A 19,713-nucleotide genomic window follows, 5' to 3' on the forward strand; every position below is an offset into this window, starting at 1 on the left:
CATCAGTCTGTATTAATCAATGAGGAACAGGCCTAACCATCACTATTTCATCGCTTAATATCACGGTTCCATGCGATATGCTTCCATTCGCCGTTCGACTGCCACCAGGCACCTTCAGACCTACGCCAACAACTTTGGGCATTGTCCCCTCCAGGCCATGCATTTCGCTCCCCAATCAATAACCAAACTGGTGTTAATGCTTCTTTCTCAGAATACTTTCCGATTGCCTCTTCGCATATTAGAACTGCAGATGCATCTTTATCCGACCCTAAAATCTTGATTATCTCATTGCCATCTATATCGGTCCAAAACCTCGTGCTACTTTCGGCAAGCTTGATAGCCAAGCCATCAGCCAGCCATCTTTGAGGCATATATACTTCAAAACCATCTTGAATTGTTTTATCCAGGTGGCTTTCCCAATTATACCTTGCGACAGAGTTTGAAAACTTTACTCCCGGGGAACTTCGGAGTTCCCTCGTGAATTGTTCAGAATTCCAAGTATCTCTCCAATAGGCCTCCAAAAAAAATGGGCCATCTATATAATCGCGTGGCTGTAAATCTGTAACATCCAACGATTGATTCTCTCTCAGACCCGCAACAAATTTATCTACGTCTTTTGATTTTACAAATGCACAATAGATAAAACGAAACTCTTCATAACGAGCACTATGCATAGCTCCTCGAGCCTCAGGGTAATTTTGCCTTTCACCATTATATTCATAGAGGATGCGCCACTTCTTCCCGTTTATGTCAATACGTTGCAACTTAGCCTGAAAATCTATAGTCGGATCTTCATTGAAGGGCCAATCTTTAAGATTCGCTTCTGAGACTTCAGGCAGTCGAATGATTGGTTCAATCATCCAGTCTTCATCGGCATTTAATTGCGCTGAAAAACGAGGATTACAAGGCAATATTGTTGGTTCGATATCCCTACGAAAATCTTGGGAGGAGTGTTGATATATTAAAGGAGACTCAGGCCACTCATTTAAGTACCAGAAATTGTCAGATAATCGTGCTGTAATTTCGTCCAGTGCTATCCACTGATATTTTTTTCCGATCCTTTCAAAATCATTGTCATGCCGGGACCCATAAGTACCGCGACCGTCTAGCGGGAAAAGTTCGTTGGACCAACCAAGTTCGTAAGCCCGTTTGGTGACCCAGAGCCTACACTGCTGAACGTCTATGTGCTGATACTGTGAATGGTTACCGTCTTCATTCAAATAGTCTTTCATAAATCGCAATTTCTCGGATTCAGACAAAAGTTCTTCAACTCTTCCCCGAGAAGCAGATAACTCTGCGGTGGTCTCATTTTCTGACTTCGCTGCTTCAGCATCCGATATTTCTTGCGTGGTTATGTACCTTAATAGCCACAGATGTGGTTTGGCACGAATCTTCTTGAATTCATCAAACGCCTCAATTCTTTCCACACTAGACGAGATAACTTCTTCGATGAATTTTTCTTTAACTTTATCGGCAGAAATAGGGGAAGGATCTGTCAGTGGTGTAGCAAGAAAGGTCTTAACGCGACTTGGGATGATATATTTCCCAAAATCCCCCCACTCGCTTGATGCAGACCTAAAGATTGTCTTTTCTCCTCGCGCGTTAGCAATCTCTTCAACACCTTCGGAAGTCAGCTCGAATTCTGGAGCCACTGAGCCATAAGGCGGTAGACATCGCTCAAAATCTACGTTCGTGCTAAGACAGTTATTGGCTTTTGCCAGCTCAATGATACCCAGCGCGTAGTCTCTAGTTAGCAGAGCAACTGGTGGATTACCATGTAAAAAAACAGCATTCCATACAGCACTCGAATAAGAGCTTAAACGTTCTATGGATTGATCAATACAACAAGATCCGAACGCAGCAGAATATAATCTCTCTAAAAGATATGGATCATTACATTCTGATAGTTTATCTAAAACAAATTGGAAACCTGTTAATTGACGTAAGAAAATCGATGTCAAAGCCTTTGAAGCCTGATCACGCGTCGTCCTGCGGGAGGAAGTAAGCAACCAAGCTATCACTAATCCAGCAAGTTCAAGATGTCTGGTATCGGCATCTGCCGTCCCATTTGCCCAAGAGATGAGACGTTCAACTTGGTTGCCTTCTTCGTTACTAGCCCAGTTGACCCAATTCGTCCAATAGCTGTCGCGTTTTGCCATCTCTTGATCGAATAACCAATTATGCAGAAATATAGCGTTCCAAGGATGATTGATAGTCATCGAAACTTCGATTAGAAGTGCTAATTTATTGCACCATCGCTCATCAAGCATGTTGAATAGTTCAATGCTTCGAGCTGTGAATGCATCCAAGCGACGCCACTTGCAGCTTGTTTCGTAGGCTTCTTGTAGTATGTGGTTGTCTTCCCAAAGGATCACTCCTTCTGGAAGGGTATCTGCAAACTCGATAGAAAACTTCTCTGGATAGAGCGTAGAAAGTGCTCCCAAAAGCCCAGCATGATTGTATGAGAAACCATTTTTCACATCATTGTCGTAGAACAAGAACAACAGTTCTCCACCGGGCTCAAAAGCTGTGCGTAATCGTCTAGGATTTAGCTGAAAAACGATCGCTTGTGCCATAAGGTGGTCTTGAAAACGTTGAAAAGCGAACCGAATACGATCTTGCAAAGGATTAAGTGGATCACTTCCTTCATTTATGGGAGGAGGATCACGCCTTAATATGCTGGAGCGGATCAAAACCCCTAACCAAGTGATATTTGCTGGTTTGGAAAGATGCGCGAACCCTTCGTTTACGATTTTATCGGCTTCCATTAGCTCCACAAAATCTTCGCCAGCTTCGACCATTTTTCCAGCAATAGATTGAACTGATTTCTTGATAGCAGATGCTAAAAGATCGTAATCGACGCTAGCCAACCCGGTACGCATTGAGAGGGAATCTAAATAAAACGACATAAGCTGTGAAATTCCGTGCAATCCTTTAGGAAACTCCACCTCACCTTTTGTCTGCAGGGCTTCGCTGGTACTCTTCAAAAAAAGTGGATTTCTGAACTCTGGGGATAACCATGGAGTATTTGGCCTGGCTATGCCTTTCAGGTCCAGATATTTTTCTGCCGCAGCCTCCATTTCCTGAATGGTTTGAAAACCCTCTATTCGAAAGAGGCAGGCCTCATTGATAACTGATTTTGGAAATGCAAAAGACAGATACTCTTCGCGGCACGAAAAGACAAATACCAAGTCTGGGTAATTTTCAGCTTGCTTCAATAAACTTACAATTCGATCGCGCCAGAAGTCAGATCCAACTCCCTCGTTAATCGCATCTATCATTACTAGTGTGCGCTTACCTTGGCGCTCTGCCGCAGCACTAAGAAGGCCCAGAATTTCAGCGGCAGTCTTCTCTGGGATATCAAGTAATGCGCCGATTTGCCCCCAAACATCAGCGTTCGAAAAACTCTGTCCAACCAGAAGAATGGTTGGTTCCCCCATTGAAAGTCTAAGATCTGCTATATGAGCCAGCAAGTGCGATTTGCCCGCCCCAGCAGGGCCGGTAACAATCGCATACCGCGAGTGCTCGGCACGCAAGTTCTTACTATTCGTAAATGATTTTAGTTTGTAGATCGCACTACGAGCCTTCGACATACTTATTTCGGTGCTGTGAAGAGCAAGAACCTCTAAATCTGTTTTGGTGTTCTGCCTAGCAGCACTGAGTACGGCTTCTAGGGGGTGAAGAGAGTTGCTGTACTCGTCCAATGCATTCAGAACCGCCGTTGTGTGCCACTCATCTCTAACATTGGGTGAAAAGACTTTCTCTGTATCAAGCAGACGAATCAAAGCCTGTTCTGCATTATCAATGTCGGACTGACTGGGCTGCAGAAAAAGTTTATTAAAATCGATTGATGAAAAATTATGCTTCCTTAAATTAGTGTAGTACTCCCTAACTTGTGACATTGTGGATGGCCCACGAACCATGGCATCGAACATAGCCTCTAAGGATACATGGACGTGTTCAGAGGGGCTGTATCTGTCATCCAGTAAGCCTTTAGCTATGAAAAAGTGCTTCTTGAACCAATTTAAACCAAGAGCTTGCTCTCCGAACCAATGCTTTATAAGACTGAAATTCTCTTCTCTAAAAAGCATGTCGTTGATATCGGTTGCAGTCCAAGACTCGAACTTAACACTCAGGCCTTTTTTTTGGGCCCAACCAGTCCACGTCTCAACTCTAGCCTCCCACTTTTCCCAAGCAGATTTTCCAAGCCCAAGAAACGTTCGCTTATTTGTAAGATTGATCGGTAGAGCTACCACGTAGTTTGTAAGTTCAGGGTGAACTTCCAGCGCACGCTTGACGGACTCGTCAATCTGCGACCACTGCTTATGGCCAAGTTGCAAAAAATATTTGGCTTGATAGCCTAATTTCGATCCGTCGCTAGCTATCCAAAGTGCCTCTACTCCACCGTCCCCACCACTTCCCTCAATCCTCTGAAATCTCATGACTCCCTCAGGATATTCTCGCTTTGCCAGAAGACAAATCAGTTCCTCAAAGGACTCTCTTTGCCCCGTTTCAAAGGCATTTATTTTCGAAAAATTTAACAAGTCAATCCTCCAATTCGCTGATCAAATAACAGACTATGAAAAACTAGAAAAGAAATCCTCATATTGAGATTTTCTAACGGCTGCTTATGAAAAGAGTCGATAGGGCAAGTCGATGAAGCTAAGCGTTCAATTTTCTCACCCTTTCAGACAATTGAAATCAACTGAATAGCCAATTGTCGGAGGTGTCATGTTTTTCATGTAAGCCGCAAATACCTAATTTCAGTCTTTTAGTGGTCTGGCCATATTTTCTATCCCCCTGGTTTCTACAGAAGCGAACACAATTACTCAGATACGTAGTGCCAGTTTTATAGCAACGGGAAATAAAATCCCTATTATCGTTTTTCTGCAATATTAAGGGACGTAACTCAAAAACAACTACAGGATGCCATTCGTAAATAGCAGATAATTGACAAGTATGGGCTATCCTCTGGCACAGCACTTCCAAAAATGATTTCCGGCTTATCCAGCAAGCAGCCTTTCAGCTAGCGGGTTTTAGGCGGCAGCTTTACCTTACACACAAAAAAAATACATACCATTAAATTCCTCAACCATTCTATGTTGCCATCTACCCTTATATCCCCCCAACAACCCATTCAAAATAGCCATCCCACATTAAATTGGCTTATCAACGCAGGCAACATTTTGCTTTCTACATCTCGCTCACAACCACACACCGATGATTTTTCAAAAATAATATTAAACCTAAAAACCTGAATTTTTACTGCATGGGCCACAAAATTTAAAAAACCGGTAACTGCACAGTTCTTATTGTTTGCAGCCCTGAAGCACCCATTTCTCCAAAATCACGCCATTGCTCAACGAACAGAGGAATGGAGTGATGGTTCCCCCAACCCGACTTCGCGCTGCGCACTACAGCGCGCTCATTTTTCTCTCCGCCGCTCTGATGCTGGTCAGCCCATTGACTGCCCATGCCGACACATCAGCCCAGCGTCAAGAACTGGCTGCCACACTGCGCCAACTCGACGCCCTAGAGCGCTTCATTGCGCAGAGCGCATCCAGAGCCCCCACAGTACCAGGCGAGCGCTATCACTTCGACTACCCCCGGCTGCTCGATGATTTAGCGCGTGTACGCGCAGGCATCCAGTTCCATCTGTCGCCGTCCCGCGCCCAGCCGCGCGACGCCACCGAGCTGAGCAGTCACTACCGCCAGGAATCGGTATCCGAGCGCAGCAACGTCTCCCCAGAAGGCCAGCCATGACTGCCGCACAGATCAGCGCCTTCCAGGCAAACAGCAGTATCACACCAGCAGCCATGTCCACTGTCCTGATCGGCATCGTGTTCGCTGTTCTGCTGCTATGGGGTGCATGGGCCATCCGCACCGCCTACGTCGGCTGGGCCGAGAACCAGCTCAACCAGCGTCAGTTCCTCGGTGTCATCGTGCGCTTTCTCGCGATGTACCTCGTACTGACGTTCTTCCTCCTCTCGTAACCAGAAAGGATCAACTCCATGAAATACCCCCATTCTCCCACTCGCTTCGCTCAGCGCGTCGCACTGGCTTTGAGCCTGACCACCTTGTCCTCACTGTCGTTCGCACAAGGATTGCCGCAACTGGAAAATCCCTCGCGAGGCACCGGTGGCGGCATCATGGAAACCATCCGCAACTACGGCTACGACATCGTCCTGTTGGTCGCGCTTCTGGTGGTCGCCAGCATGTTCATCGGCGTGTGCTATCACGCGTATGGCACCTACGCCGAGATCCACAACGGCAAGAAAACCTGGGGCCAGTTCGGCCTGACGGTTGCGGTTGGGGCGGTGCTGCTGGTGATCGGTATCTGGCTGCTGACCGAAGCTACCGGCATTTTGTGAGAGGGACTGGACATGTCAGCGCATCCTCATACCCGCGCAGACGGCACCGTCACGTTCCTGCCGCATCGGCTCAATCGGCATCCTGTGGTGGTGCGCGGTCTGACGGCCGATGAGCTGTGGATCTGTTGTGGCCTGTCCGGCAGCGCCGGGCTGCTCATCGGCATCCCACTGTCCTGGCTACTTTCGACCATCGCTCTGGCACCAACCTGCATTGTGCTGGGCATCGCCTGCGGCGTATTCGTCGGTGGCGGCTTCCTGCGACGACAGAAACGCGGCCGTCCCGATACCTGGCTGTACCGTCAGTTGCAATGGCGCATCACGACCCGCTATCCGCTATTCATAGGCTGGGTGGGCGGACACCGGCTGATCACGCGCTCAGGCTTCTGGTCGAATAGAAGGACGGTGCGATGAGTCGATTCAAGAACGAAGTGGCGCACCTACAGGCACACATCAAGACCCTTCGTATCGGTGCCAGTGCATTACTTCTGGTGTCATTGATGATGGGGGCCGGTTGGTGGAGCGCACCGCGTGACCTGACCATTCACGTACCGCCCGACCTGCGTTCGGGGAGCACACGTGCCTGGTGGGAGGTGCCACCCGAGTCGGTCTACGCTTTCACCTTCTATGTATTCCAGCAACTCAACCGCTGGCCAAGCAATGGGGAGGAGGACTACGCACGCAACCTGCATGCATTGTCGCCGTACCTCACCCCAGCATGCCGTGCCTTTTTGCAGGCGGATTACGACTATCGCCGCAGTACTGGAGAACTGCGACAGCGCGTACGCGGTGTCTACGAAATTCCAGGGCGCGGCTATGGCGACAACCCCACCGCACGGGTACGCACAATATCCAATAGTGACTGGGTGGTGACCCTCGATCTCAGCGCCAACGAGTACCACGGCCCAGAACAGGTCAAACGCGCCCTGGTGCGCTACCCGGTGAAAGTCGCACGTGCCGATGTCGATCCGGCCCGTAATCCGTTTGGCCTCATGCTCGACTGCTACGACGGTGCCCCGCAACGCATCACAACCCCCACACCGGAGCCACCGAGTCGTGGCGGTCTGGGTACACAGGGAGAAACCCCATGAAGCATCATCCTCTCCGTCTTATCTTGCTGGGACTGTTGTCCCTGATGCTGACGCCCGTTGCCTATTCTGTGGAGATCCTGCGCTGGGAGCGACTGCCGCTTGCCGTTCCTCTTACGGTCGGACAGGAACGCATTGTGTTTGTGGATCGCAACATCCGTGTTGGCGTCCCGGCCAGCGTCGGCGATCGACTGCGCGTACAGAGTGCTGGGGGTGCAATTTACCTGCGAGCCAGCAAGCCCATCGAACCCACCCGATTGCAGTTGCAGGACGCCGACAGCGGCACGCTGATTCTGCTCGACATTGCGGCCTCCCCCGCCAAAGACGGTGAGCCAGTGCTTGAGCCGGTACGCATCGTTGAGGGCAAGACCACGCCACCGCGCTATGGCCAGCAACGGGACAGCGAAACCGACGCACCCACCACAGCACAGGACAGGCCGACGCGACGTGAAACACCCGTGGCCGTGGTGCTGACACGCTACGCAGCACAGAACCTGTATGCCCCACTGCGCACCATTGAACCTGTACCCGGCATTGTGCGCGTGAACCTGCACCGTAATCTGCGACTCGACACCTTACTGCCTACGCTGCCTGTTCAGGCGACCGCGCAGGCATCATGGCGGCTGGAAGACCAGTGGGTGACTGCCGTGCGGCTGACCCATATGGAGGGGGGCTGGATCGAACTCGATCCGCGCGCACTTCAGGGCAACTTCCTCACCGCCACTTTCCAGCATCCGGCGCTTGGCCCACGCGGCACCCCCGAAGACACCACCGTGCTGTATCTGGTCACCCGCCAGCATGGGCTATCGCAGTCGTTGCTACCCGCCATCCAACGCTTTGATCCCGCCAGGCATGTGCAAACCACGACAAGCCCGACGACGGAGGTGCAGCATGCGCAGTAACGGTCTGCTGAAATGGCTGATGATCCCCGTCGCACTGCTGGTGCTGTTCGTTGGCATCCGCATGTTCTCTGGTGGTGGCACACAGTCCCCAGCCTCGACAGAGACGGGCAGCCAGCTCACCCCGGAGGAAATGAAGGCACTGGGCATCGAAGGGGACACACCCCGTGATACGGTCGCGACCCTGGTAGCCCAGGTTCGACAACTGCGCACCGAGCTGCAAACTGCCACCACCGACAACCGGGCACAGCGAGAAGAAAACCAGCGTTTGCGTCAGCGCGAAAGCGCCATTGACCAGCGCATCAGCACCGCACTGGAGTCCGAACGAACCAACCTGCGCCGCGATCAGGCACAACTCAGCAGCGAGCGCCAGAAGACCGAGGGTCTGCTGGCAGATTTGCAGCGGCGGCTGGACAGCATGGGCAGCGGCGGTCACGGCGACCTGCCTGTCGGCCTCGGCCTGCAAGACGGGGATGCGGAAGGATTCAGCGACGAGACCACGATCCGCTGGGTAGAGCCTGACGATGCCAGACAGACTGAGGGCCGTCATGGCAACGCTGCGCCGAGCTTTCCGACACGTTTCGGGCCCGCCCAGAAGACGCTGGAAACCACGGCCAATTCTGTCACCGATGCGGGAGCCAGGGCTGTTGGCGTAAAAACGGCCAAAACCGTCTACACCGTACCGACCAACTCAACGCTGATGGGCTCTGTCGCGATGACCGCGCTGATCGGTCGCGTGCCCATCGATGGCACCGTCAATGACCCCTACCCTTTCAAAGTTTTGGTCGGCCCCGATAACCTCACGGCCAACGGCATCGATATTCCTGATGTAGCTGGAGCGGTATTCAGCGGCACCGCCTCCGGCGACTGGACACTCTCATGCGTCAGGGGGCAAGTGCGCTCCATCACCTTCGTGTTTCATGACGGCACCATTCGCACTATCCCCGAAGACAGCGATGGCAATCAGCGCAACAACGATCAAGACGGCCTGGGCTGGATCAGCGACCCCTACGGTATCCCGTGCGTGTCCGGCGAGCGCCGCAGCAATGCCCAGCAGTATCTCGGCACGCAGGCGCTGATCACCGCTGCGGGGGCTGGCGCGGCATCGCTCATCGATTCAGACAGCGGTCAGATGTCCTACGCCGGTGCCGACGGCTCCATCGGTACGGTGGGTATCAGCAGCAACGAGGCTGTGGGTCGTATTCTCGCAGGCGGTGTGCGCGACATGTCAGACTGGGTCAACAAGCTCTATGGACAGGCATTCGCAGCGGTCTATGTGAAACCAGGCGCACACGTCGCTGTTCACCTCGAAAAACCCCTCGCCATCGACTATGAGCCCGAAGGTCGCAAAGTCGACCACCGCACAGGAGAAAGCCATGCGCTCGAACTGGATTAAACCGCTGGCAATCATGCTCTCCGTAGCCGTACTGACCGGTTGCGCCACGAGCAAGGAAGACCTGTTACCTCATAGCGGCCAAACCATGCAGGATATCTGGCAGCAAGAGAGCGGCAATGGGGGCCGAGTGGGACAGATGGCCTATCGCCAACTGATCGATGCCCGCCAAAGCTTGCGCCGTCCACTCAGCCACGCGGATGTGCAAGCTGCCCCTGCAGAACAGGCACACTACACACGTACCGCCGCCAATGAAGTACGCAGCCAGTTTCAGAGACTGCCGAATCCCGACCTGCTGATGTACGTGTTCCCGCATCTGGCGGGGACGGACCCAGTTCCAGTGCCGGGTTACACGACTATCTTCCCCCTCTATCAACGTGTGCAGTACGCAATGCCGGGCGAACGCACGGAGGACTACTGATGGTCTGGTCACGTCCCTGGCGCAAGCTTTCTGTGCCTACCAAAGATGAACAACCTGACGGCTGGCAGCGCCACATCGATGCATTACGAAAATCGGGCATTCCCGAACCTGGAGCCACCGTGAGGGAGAGCCGTCCCGCCACGCAAGCGGATGAGCAGGCCTTGTACGACGTTGCGCCATCGTTCGTCGCGTTGCTGCCCTGGGTTGAATACCAGCCCGAATCACAAAGTATGCTGCTGGAAGATGGCATCTCGGTCGCCGCATTCTTCGAGCTGACCCCGTTGGGCACCGAAGGCCGCGAGCCAGCCTGGCTGGCTCAGGCACGGGATGCGCTGGAGAACGCACTGCAGGACAGCTTCGATGAGCTCGACGACAACCCCTGGGTGCTGCAACTCTACGCTCAGGACGAGACCAACTTTGACCCGTATCTGCAGACCCTTCGTGGCTACATCCAGCCGCGAGCGCAGCACTCACGCTTCACCGAGTTCTATCTGCATTCAATGGCCCATCACCTGCGCGCGGTAGCAAAACCGGGAGGCCTGTTCGAGGATGCCACGGTCACGCGACTGCCCTGGCGCGGACAAACACGACGGGTCCGCATGGTGGTCTATCGCCGTACCGCTGGCAGCACGGCACGACGCGGCCAGACACCCGAGCAGGCTTTGAATGTGGTTTGTGACCGCCTGTGTGGTGGCCTGGCCAACGCAGGCATCCGCACCCAGCGCCTGGACGCGCCGCACATCCACGACTGGCTGCTGCGCTGGTTCAACCCACACCCCACGCTGCTGGGACCCAGCGCCGAAGACCGCGAACGTTTCTACCAGTTAACCGCCTACCCAAACACGCACTACGCCGATGAAATCGAGCTGGCCTCCGGGTGCGATTTCAGTCAGAGGCTGTTCTTCGGCCAGCCACGCTCAGATGCGGTCCGGGGCGTGTGGCACTTTGACGGCATGCCGCATCGGGTGATGATGACCGATCGCCTGCGCACACCACCCAGCGTGGGTCACATGACAGGCGAGAATCGCAAGGGCGATGCCATCAACACCCTGTTCGACCAGATGCCGGAAGACACGATGATGTGCCTGACACTGGTAGCCACACCGCAGGACGTACTCGAAGCACACCTGAACCATCTGGCAAAGAAAGCCGTTGGCGAGACACTGGCATCCGAACAAACCCTGGCAGACGTGCAAGAGGCACGCTCGCTGATCGGCAGCTCTCACAAGCTGTACCGCGCCAGCCTGGCGTTCTATTTGCGTGGCCGGAATGAAGCGGAACTCGACAGCCGGGGCCTTCAACTGGCAAACGTCATGCTGGGCGCAGGCCTGCAACCGGTGCGCGAAGAGGACGAAGTCGCCCCACTCAACACCTATCTGCGCTGGCTGCCGTGTATGTACAACCCGGCCCAGGACCGCAAACAGTGGTACACGCAACTGATGTTCGCCCAGCATGTGGCCAACCTCTCACCGACCTGGGGACGTAGCCAGGGTACAGGCCATCCAGGCATTACCGTCTTCAATCGCGGGGGCGGCTTGATCACGTTCGACCCCTTCAGCCGACTGGATCGGCAGATGAACGCGCACCTTTTCCTGTTCGGCCCCACAGGTTCAGGCAAAAGCGCCACCCTCAATAACCTGCTCAATCAAGTCACCGCCATCTATCGTCCACGCATCTTCATTGTGGAGGCCGGCAACTCTTTCGGTCTGTACTGCGAATTCGCCCGGCGCTTAGGCCTGACCGTCAACCGGATCAAACTCGCTCCCGGATCTGGCGTGAGTCTCGCACCGTTCGCCGATGCCCGACGACTCATCGAAACACCCAGCGATGTACAGACACTTGATGCCGATGAGCTGGATGATGATGAACAGCAGAACAAAGAAGCCGAGGCTGACGAACAGCGCGATGTGCTGGGCGAACTGGAGATCACGGCACGTCTGATGATCACGGGAGGAGAAGACAAGGAAGAAGCCCGCATGACCCGGGCTGACCGCTCGTTGATCCGCCAATGCATTCTGGACGCCGCTCAGCGCTGCGTCACTGCCAACCGTACCGTGCTGACCCGCGATGTGCGCGATGCGCTGCGCGAGCGAGGTCATGACACCACGCTGCCGGAAATCCGGCGCGCTCGCCTGCTGGAGATGGCCGACGCAATGGATATGTTCTGCCAGGGCAGCGATGGGGAAATGTTTGACCGTGACGGAACGTCCTGGCCCGAGGCCGACATCACCCTGGTCGACCTGGCCACCTATGCACGCGAAGGCTACAACGCACAACTGTCGATCGCCTATATCTCGCTTATCAACACCGTCAACAACATCGCCGAACGCGACCAATTCCTGGGCCGTCCCATCCTTAACGTCACGGATGAAGGCCATATCATCACCAAAAACCCCTTGCTCTCGCCCTACGTCGTGAAGGTCACGAAAATGTGGCGCAAACTGGGTGCGTGGTTTTGGCTCGCGACGCAGAACATCGACGATCTACCGAAGGCCGCAGAACCCATGCTCAACATGATCGAATGGTGGATTTGCCTGTCGATGCCGCCCGATGAGGTGGAGAAAATCGCAAGGTTCAGGGAACTGACACCCGCGCAGAAGGCGCTGATGCTGTCCGCACGCAAAGAATCTGGCAAGTTCACCGAAGGCATCATCCTCTCCAAGAACCTGGAAGTACTCTTCCGTGCCGTACCGCCCAGCCTCTACCTCGCTCTGGCCCAGACCGAGCCCGAGGAAAAAGCTGAACGCTACCGGCTGATGCAGCAGTTCGGCATTGGCGAGTTGGATGCCGCATTCAAAGTGGCCGAAATGATTGACCATGCGCGTGGTATCACCTCCCTGCCATACGACCACGTACTGGGTTGAAGTCAGAAATCTGCCCTGCTCCAGTTAGGGATATACACGCGAGCACAACTTGAAAGAGTAGTCGACTCACTGTAGATAGAATACGCCTCTCATCAATGCGGTGACCGTCAGCTTCCTTTTGTTTGTCGAACCCCACCTGGCTTTGCAGTGGACTACCCCCATTAGCAACTACGTGGTGGCTCGACATGCTGACATATCTTTTTCCGTTCCTTTCGCCCAGGCTGAGGCCACTCGCCATCACAGCCTGGTTGTACGCGCTGCTGTTCGCTACCGACGCCTTCGCCGCTGACATCATCGTCGTCACTGATCGACGCCATCCAGTTCAGGTCGAACACCCGTCTGTGAGGGTCATTGAGTTGGACGCCGCTCAACGCATCGAAGCCGAGCTCGCCGCCAACCTCCCCTTGGACCCAGCCCGTGCCGCCATCATCGTGCAACAACGCCTGAAAGAAGGCGGCACTGCCCTGCAGCAGCGCATCAGCGAAGCCTATCAAGACGTTGTCGATGCCTGGAGCCTGGGCATCACCACCCTGCCCGCCGTTATCGTTGATCAGCGGTATGTGGTTTATGGCGACCCCGACATCGCCAGAGCGGTTGAGCTCATCAACACGCACAAGAGGACTCAGCCATGAGACGCTCACGCCGCCTGCGCACCAGTATTGCCGCCGTTTTGCTTACGGCTGCCAGCTCGTCGTTCGCCCTCAATACCACCACCATCGTCGCCTCATCACTATCCCCGGATTGCCTGGAATACCGGGTTACCGGGATCTGCTACTGGCTGCTTTGCACCAAGTTCGGCTGTTCAGTGCGCACCTCCGTCAAAGTCAGGCACTACGTCCCCGATGCCGTGGTATCGAGCTATAGCAACACGGGCGACAACCCGTGGGTTGAAGTACGCGCCATGAGTATGCCCAACCCCACAGCCCAGAGCGGTGGTGACGGCACCAGCAACCATGGCAACGAGAACAATCTCTCCAGTTTCCGCAACGCAGACGTAATCGGTCACCCTAGCGGCCAGGCATTCACTCAGTTTGCCTCGTCATCAGGCTATATCTGCGACGGTGCCGGCACCGCCTTCATGCCGTACCTGCTGAGCACACTCGATACCATCGCGTGGCGCTATAACATTCCCGAATCGGTGTATCCCGAGGCGCTGATACCCGGTATGCGTGAGATCGGTTCACGCACCGCACTGAACCTGTGGGGCAACGTCTATCCACGCGGCGGTTTTCTGCATCAAGTGGACAGCTACAAAGCCAGCGCCGTGGTCGCCCAGCGGGCGGGTGATATCGTGACCCGTCGAGGGCAACTACACGTGTACCAACCCCTGCTCGCCAATGCCCGCGACGGTTACTGGCCGGCAGGCGCATTGATGGAAAGCGATGCCTTGACCGGCAAATGGCAAGAACTGACTCCTCGTCTTTCTTCCTCCTGCACGGTCTTCCCACATAAAGAATCACTGGCTCAAGCGCAGCAAGACGACTACGCCTGGGCACTCTGGCGACCCTATAGCTGCTGCCAACGACGCGGCCAGACCTTTCTTGGCAGCGTGGATTTCAACTGAGGACATGATGATGAAACGGCTCGACCCGAAAGCGTTTTCAATTCCTGCGCCGCACCTGTGGCAACCCGCGCTATTGGTTGCCGTACTGGCGCTGAACAGTGGCCTGGCACTGGCACAGAACGGAGGGTTCCAGAACAGCGGTGCCGTCATTGGCGATGAGGTGATGTACTCCATCGGTGGCGGCAACGCCGTGTCGATGAGCAGTGCGGCCGGCATGCGCTCGATTGGTGTCGGTGTGGGCTGGAACAGCAACCTGATCTGTGGCGACATGAACATCAGTACCACAATCCAGAATCAGCTCAACGGGCTGACCAACGGCTTTCAGAACATCATGAGCAGCGTGATCCAGAACGCCACCAGCGCGGTCGCCTCATTGCCCGCGCTCATCATCCAGCGGGCCGATCCGGGGCTCTACAACCTGCTGACCAATGGCGTTCTGCAGGCTCGACTGGACTTTGACCGCTCCAAGCTCTCCTGCCAGGCGATGGCGGAGCGCATGGCAGACACCGCAGGCGGCCAGCTCGGCTGGAACCAGATTGCCCAAGGTATGGCGCTGCGTCAGGCAGTCTCCAGCACTGATGCCGTCTCGGCTATTGAACAGGCTGAAAAAAACCGGGGCAACGACGGGGTGCCGTGGGTCAGTGGCAGCAACGCAGGTGGAACCGGTCAGCGGTCAATCAAGGTCGTCAGTGATGTCACCCGCGCAGGCTACAACCTGGTCAATGGTCGCAATGTGGCCGACACCTCATCCATCGACACAGCAAATTGCCAAAGCCTGTCCTGCCAGACCTGGGCATCACCACAGCAGGCCATCGACTTTGCCACCCGCGTGCTGGGCGAGCAGGAACAGCGCACCTGCGAAGGCTGCACCAAGACCGAGACCGTGCCAGGCGTCGGACTGACCCCGGTCATCCAGGACGAATACGACACCAAGCTGGAAGCCTTGCAGGAACTGGTCAGGGGAACCCGCAACACCACGTTCGAGAACCTTCGCGAGGCAGGCAGTGCCTCGCTGCCGATCACCCGCAGCGTCATCGAGGCACTGCGTGACGAGCCTGATCAAGACATTCTGGCCCGACGCCTGGCCTCTGAAGTCGCGCTGGCATCGGTACTGGAAAAAGCCCTGCTGCTGCAACGTACGCTACTGACCGGCAAGAAAGAGCCAAACGTCGCCGCCAACCAATTGGCAGTCGCCACCGTCGATCAGGAAAGCAACACGCTTGACCGCGAGATCCTCAATCTCAAAACCGAGCTTGAACTGCGCCGCGAGCTTGCCAACAACTCGCCGATGGCCATCATCCAGCGCCACAGCGCACGCGCTGCCGGCTCACGCGGCATCTATGAAGGCGACCCCGTACCTAACCGCCTTGACCAGTTGCAGCGTCCCCATCCCGGAGGCACGCCATGAGTCTTGCCCGGCTGCGCTCACACCGTCTGCTCAGTTGGCGTACCGCCAGGGTCCTCCTGTGGACGGTGCTATTGCTGGTCATCACCGTCACAGCCAACGTCCTGGGCATCTACTTTGCTGGCAGCATCGCTGGCTGGGAACACTGGCTGGCCGATACTGCCAGCTACTTCCTGTTGTGGCGCGTGTGCCTGTACGGTGCCACCGTTTATGGCTGGCTGTGGATGCGCCGTCGCCTGCTCCTGCGCGATACCAGCCCCGATGCCCGGCGCAGGCTCATTCGCGCCGAGGTTTCCGGTATCGCGGCATTGCTGGTGCTGGAGTTCAGCCTGTTGGTGCAGAACGCATAGAGGTAAATGACCATGACGCTTTTCACCACCGATTATCTGGAGTATTACCTGACCCTGGTGAGCTGGGTCGTCCACAACGGCATCTGGGCGGTATTGGTTTCCAGCGGCGTATTCGTCCTCCCCTTCGTGGCCATCATCATCGACGAATGGCTGAGATCCCGTACCGAGGGTGCTGACGAAGGCAACAAGGGCGTGCTGTCTTCAATGCGCATTGAAAACCGGGTATGGGTGGCGATCGTGGTGGTAATGTTCGCCGGTATTCCGTTCATCGATGTGGACCTCAACACGATCAGGTACGATCAGGCGCGTTCGGCACAGTGCCAGATCAGCGTACCGCAGCCCGAAGACACGGGCTGGTCACAATCCTTCAGCACCCTCAACAACCAGAGCGCAAAAGTGCCCGTATGGTGGGCATTCATGCATGCGCTCTCACGCGCGATCACGGGTGCCTCGGTGGCGGCTATCCCATGCGGCACCGACCTGCGACAAATGCGGATGGAGATCAATGCCACCCGTATTGATGATCCCGTACTGGCTCAGGAAGTCGCAGACTTTACCCACGACTGCTACGGCCCTGCACGCGCCAAACTGTTCATGAATCGTCCCGATCTTGATGAAGCACAAATGCACGACGTAACCTGGATTGGCTCAACCTATTTTGTCAGTACCGGAGGCTTCTACGACACCTACCGAGCAAAAACACCCCGTGAGGGCTGGGCCTACGACAGCACTCGTGACGCTGGACTGGCTCAGGTGCCAAGCGGGGCTGGCTATCCGAGCTGCCGCCAATGGTGGAGTGATGGTGGCAACGGCTTGCGTGTGCGTCTGCTGGCACAGGTCGACCCCAGCCTACTCAGCCGCATCGCCAACTGGGCTGGATTCATCAGCCGTGCAGAGGTGGATGACTCAGTCATCAGGGCGCTTGCTTCACCCCGCCAGCAGAAACTCAACCAAGGCAGTGTCTACACCGATTATGGCGGTCAAATCGACAAAACCTTACCGAATATCGTCACACGTGCTGCAGGCGACATTGGCATGACCATTGGAGGGATCGCCGCATTCCCGGCATTGGACGTCGTGCGCCAGGCACTGCCGATGGTGCTTGCACTACTGAAGATGGCACTGGTGATCTGTATCCCTCTGGTGCTCCTGGTAGGCACCTACGACCTGAAGACCGTTGTCACGCTCAGCATCGTGCAGTTTGCGCTGTTCTTTGTGGATTTCTGGTTCCAGCTTGCACGCTGGATCGACAGTACGATCCTCGATGCGCTTTACGGTTGGGGATGGGGCTGGAATCGGCCACACAACAATGTTGATCCGCTTATGGGCATAAACAATACCTTCGGCGATATGTTGCTGAACTTCGTCATGGGTACGATGTTCATCGTACTACCGACATTCTGGATCGGTGCGTTGACCTGGGCGGGCATTCGGGCGGGGACAATCGCAAATAGTTTTTCAGCGGGCACAAAGGATGCTGGTAATGCTGGCGGAAAGGGGGCTGGTACAGTCTCCAAAAAACTCCAGTAGGATTTAAGCCGGATCAATCATCATCGCGATACATTTCATGAGATGTATCGTTGTGCAGATTAGGATCGTACCCTGGCATTTCGCGAAGCTCATCCAACGTCGCAAGGAAACCTAATTCAAAATCATCTTCCGGCGTGCTTTGTCCAACAGCCCAACTGGCAACAACAGCAAACACAATCAACAATGCCAACCAAAAGACGAAATACGCCAGCGCGCCAAGCACAACCAGTTTGATTGCCCACAAAAGCACGAAGGCAGCAAACTGTGGCACATCCTTGGATACCAACCAGTTCAACACTTTGTGCTCATAACGCACATAGCCACGCCAGCCTCTGCCGAGCCAACGGCCAAAGCGTTCTGCAATACTGTTATGGCTCGTGCTATTCATGGTCATCATTTTCCTGCGTTACCCGCTTGTACCGGAAGTCCACCTTACAGCGATTGATACACGATGTTTTTACGGAAATCGCCTTGTCTACTTAGCTTAGAGCAGAAATACCATACATCAAATATCCAACTGTCGGAGATCGTCTGTCCCGCTTATTGCTCTGACAGTGCATAAACTAATCAGGAACAAAGTGTGCATCAATCACCACCCTTCTGGAAACGCCTGTGCTGGTTTGTATTCACATCGCATCCGCACAAATTGGCGGGGAACATTTGCCGAGGCCTCAAAGAACGTGGCGAAATCAAAGTCTTCCAATTGATAAGGTGCAACTAATACTGCGTCCTGAGCATTACCAAGAAAAACCACTGGCCGATCCGCAGGCACATTCGCACATTGATGCGAATCATTAAAATCCAGTGCATTAGCCAGCAGATAGATTTTTTCAGACACTCGGGTATCGCTCAATTGATCACTGGGCCATAACCATCCATGATAAAGAAGGACAGATGACACCAATACACAAAGAACAGGTTGCAGCAATGGCAGCTCCGAATTGCCACCACTAAACTTATTCTTGAACCAAGCTGCCATAAAGAAAAAATTCACCAAAAACATAATCACAGCCACAAAGATGATAAACGGCAAAAGTAATTTGAATACCATAAGGCCGGTAGTAAACAACAGGGTAATAGGTAAAGCCGACGCATCAACATGAAACACAGCATTGACATAAATGCCTGCCTGACCCCGTGCATAGATCACCAGCCCCGACAGCACAATTGATAGCAACACCTTCGTGACAGTAAAACGCCACAAAGAACTCACCACAGAAGATCGTTCCAGCGATACGCCAACGAAAATGGAACACAAGGCCACGCCCCACAATCGGAATGACAGAGTATGTTCTCGTACCCAATCGATATCACTTCCCGCTGAGCGAATAATCGCCAGCAACACACCAAAAACACCAATTACGCAAAGGGCAAATTCAAGATTTCGCTGCGATTCCTCTTTTTCATATTGGCGTTTAAACTGCCATTTCACTAAATCTCTATAAATACCCCGCACATAATATTTCAGAGAGGATTTTGATTGCCATGACAGATCCAATTCTGAGCCCGTCAACTCCTGCCTGATACTGCTGATATCACGTTCAATGTCGTTCTTCATTTTTATTTCCAGCTGACTCTACCAAATTGTTCTTCGCCTGAAGAAAATTACGCTACCTCTTCAGACTGAAAGAATTACATCGTGATATTTTCACCTGCAACACCAAGCCTTCATAGCGTTATCCATTTCCCTGCACAAAAAGGATTTCCCCCTACCGCATTGATACTCGGTGGCACAGACAAACAGCGCTATATCAAAAGGCTCCAACAAGGGTAAAACCGATAAAAGGCAATGGAATGGGGTCAAGGGGAAAGGCTCTACCCGAAAAAGGAA

The 19,713-nt window shown here is 54.1% G+C and carries 17 protein-coding genes; 14 read left to right on the forward strand and 3 right to left on the reverse strand.

Going from position 1 to position 19,713, the window contains the following annotated elements; genetic code table 11:
* Positions 1–47 precede the first annotated feature (47 nt).
* The gene (locus LCF41_RS19220; protein ID WP_225085930.1) at positions 48–4,544 is read right to left on the reverse strand and encodes an NACHT domain-containing protein; all 4,497 of its coding nucleotides are present in this window, start codon (positions 4,542–4,544) and stop codon (positions 48–50) included.
* 838 nt (positions 4,545–5,382) lie between these two features.
* Here LCF41_RS19220 and LCF41_RS19225 point away from each other — a divergent pair.
* From LCF41_RS19225 to LCF41_RS19290, 14 genes are all read left to right on the forward strand, one after another.
* Entirely contained in the window at positions 5,383–5,763 is a 381-nt protein-coding gene (locus LCF41_RS19225; RefSeq protein ID WP_225085931.1) for an integrative conjugative element protein, RAQPRD family, read from the forward strand.
* Positions 5,760–5,993, forward strand: a complete 234-nt coding sequence (locus tag LCF41_RS19230; protein ID WP_137742619.1) for a TIGR03758 family integrating conjugative element protein — start codon at positions 5,760–5,762, stop codon at positions 5,991–5,993. Before LCF41_RS19225 ends, LCF41_RS19230 begins: the two co-directional genes overlap by 4 nt.
* An 18-nt stretch (positions 5,994–6,011) precedes the next feature.
* Positions 6,012–6,371: a TIGR03745 family integrating conjugative element membrane protein gene (locus tag LCF41_RS19235; RefSeq protein WP_225085932.1), complete on the forward strand. Its 360-nt coding sequence runs from the start codon at positions 6,012–6,014 to the stop codon at positions 6,369–6,371.
* A gap of 12 nt (positions 6,372–6,383) precedes the next feature.
* A complete protein-coding gene (locus LCF41_RS19240; protein ID WP_225085933.1) occupies positions 6,384–6,782 on the forward strand; it encodes a TIGR03750 family conjugal transfer protein in 399 nt (132 codons plus the stop codon).
* Complete coding sequence (locus tag LCF41_RS19245; protein ID WP_225085934.1) at positions 6,779–7,459, forward strand: PFL_4703 family integrating conjugative element protein; 681 nt, start codon at positions 6,779–6,781, stop codon at positions 7,457–7,459. Before LCF41_RS19240 ends, LCF41_RS19245 begins: the two co-directional genes overlap by 4 nt.
* Positions 7,456–8,358, forward strand: coding sequence for a TIGR03749 family integrating conjugative element protein (locus LCF41_RS19250; protein WP_225085935.1), 903 nt, complete (start codon positions 7,456–7,458; stop codon positions 8,356–8,358). The genes LCF41_RS19245 and LCF41_RS19250 overlap by 4 nt, the downstream gene beginning before the upstream one ends.
* Positions 8,348–9,751 carry a TIGR03752 family integrating conjugative element protein gene (locus LCF41_RS19255; RefSeq protein ID WP_225085936.1) on the forward strand — a complete coding sequence of 468 codons (1,404 nt, stop codon included), beginning with the start codon at positions 8,348–8,350 and terminating at the stop codon, positions 9,749–9,751. The genes LCF41_RS19250 and LCF41_RS19255 overlap by 11 nt, the downstream gene beginning before the upstream one ends.
* Positions 9,732–10,169 carry a TIGR03751 family conjugal transfer lipoprotein gene (locus LCF41_RS19260; protein ID WP_225085937.1) on the forward strand — a complete coding sequence of 146 codons (438 nt, stop codon included), beginning with the start codon at positions 9,732–9,734 and terminating at the stop codon, positions 10,167–10,169. Before LCF41_RS19255 ends, LCF41_RS19260 begins: the two co-directional genes overlap by 20 nt.
* Positions 10,169–13,033, forward strand: coding sequence for a conjugative transfer ATPase (locus LCF41_RS19265; RefSeq protein WP_225085938.1), 2,865 nt, complete (start codon positions 10,169–10,171; stop codon positions 13,031–13,033). The genes LCF41_RS19260 and LCF41_RS19265 overlap by 1 nt, the downstream gene beginning before the upstream one ends.
* A 185-nt stretch (positions 13,034–13,218) precedes the next feature.
* Positions 13,219–13,665 (forward strand): TIGR03757 family integrating conjugative element protein, encoded by a 447-nt coding sequence (locus LCF41_RS19270; RefSeq protein WP_225085939.1) that lies wholly within the window; start codon positions 13,219–13,221, stop codon positions 13,663–13,665.
* Positions 13,662–14,597: a TIGR03756 family integrating conjugative element protein gene (locus LCF41_RS19275; RefSeq protein ID WP_225085940.1), complete on the forward strand. Its 936-nt coding sequence runs from the start codon at positions 13,662–13,664 to the stop codon at positions 14,595–14,597. Before LCF41_RS19270 ends, LCF41_RS19275 begins: the two co-directional genes overlap by 4 nt.
* A gap of 4 nt (positions 14,598–14,601) precedes the next feature.
* Positions 14,602–16,005 (forward strand): integrating conjugative element protein, encoded by a 1,404-nt coding sequence (locus tag LCF41_RS19280; RefSeq protein ID WP_431191544.1) that lies wholly within the window; start codon positions 14,602–14,604, stop codon positions 16,003–16,005.
* A gap of 65 nt (positions 16,006–16,070) precedes the next feature.
* Positions 16,071–16,352 (forward strand): hypothetical protein, encoded by a 282-nt coding sequence (locus tag LCF41_RS19285; protein WP_431191545.1) that lies wholly within the window; start codon positions 16,071–16,073, stop codon positions 16,350–16,352.
* A gap of 12 nt (positions 16,353–16,364) precedes the next feature.
* The gene (locus LCF41_RS19290; RefSeq protein ID WP_225088231.1) at positions 16,365–17,882 is read left to right on the forward strand and encodes a conjugal transfer protein TraG N-terminal domain-containing protein; all 1,518 of its coding nucleotides are present in this window, start codon (positions 16,365–16,367) and stop codon (positions 17,880–17,882) included.
* Positions 17,883–17,895: 13 nt separating this feature from the next.
* On the opposite strand, the gene LCF41_RS19295 is transcribed toward LCF41_RS19290, so the two are convergent.
* Together LCF41_RS19295 and LCF41_RS19300 are read right to left on the reverse strand one after the other, a co-directional pair.
* A complete protein-coding gene (locus LCF41_RS19295) occupies positions 17,896–18,270 on the reverse strand; it encodes a DUF3742 family protein (protein ID WP_225085942.1) in 375 nt (124 codons plus the stop codon).
* 201 nt (positions 18,271–18,471) lie between these two features.
* Positions 18,472–19,440, reverse strand: a complete 969-nt coding sequence (locus LCF41_RS19300; RefSeq protein WP_225085943.1) for a hypothetical protein — start codon at positions 19,438–19,440, stop codon at positions 18,472–18,474.
* Positions 19,441–19,713: the final 273 nt, after the last annotated feature.

Source organism: Pectobacterium colocasium (assembly GCF_020181655.1).
GTDB lineage: Bacteria > Pseudomonadota > Gammaproteobacteria > Enterobacterales > Enterobacteriaceae > Pectobacterium > Pectobacterium colocasium.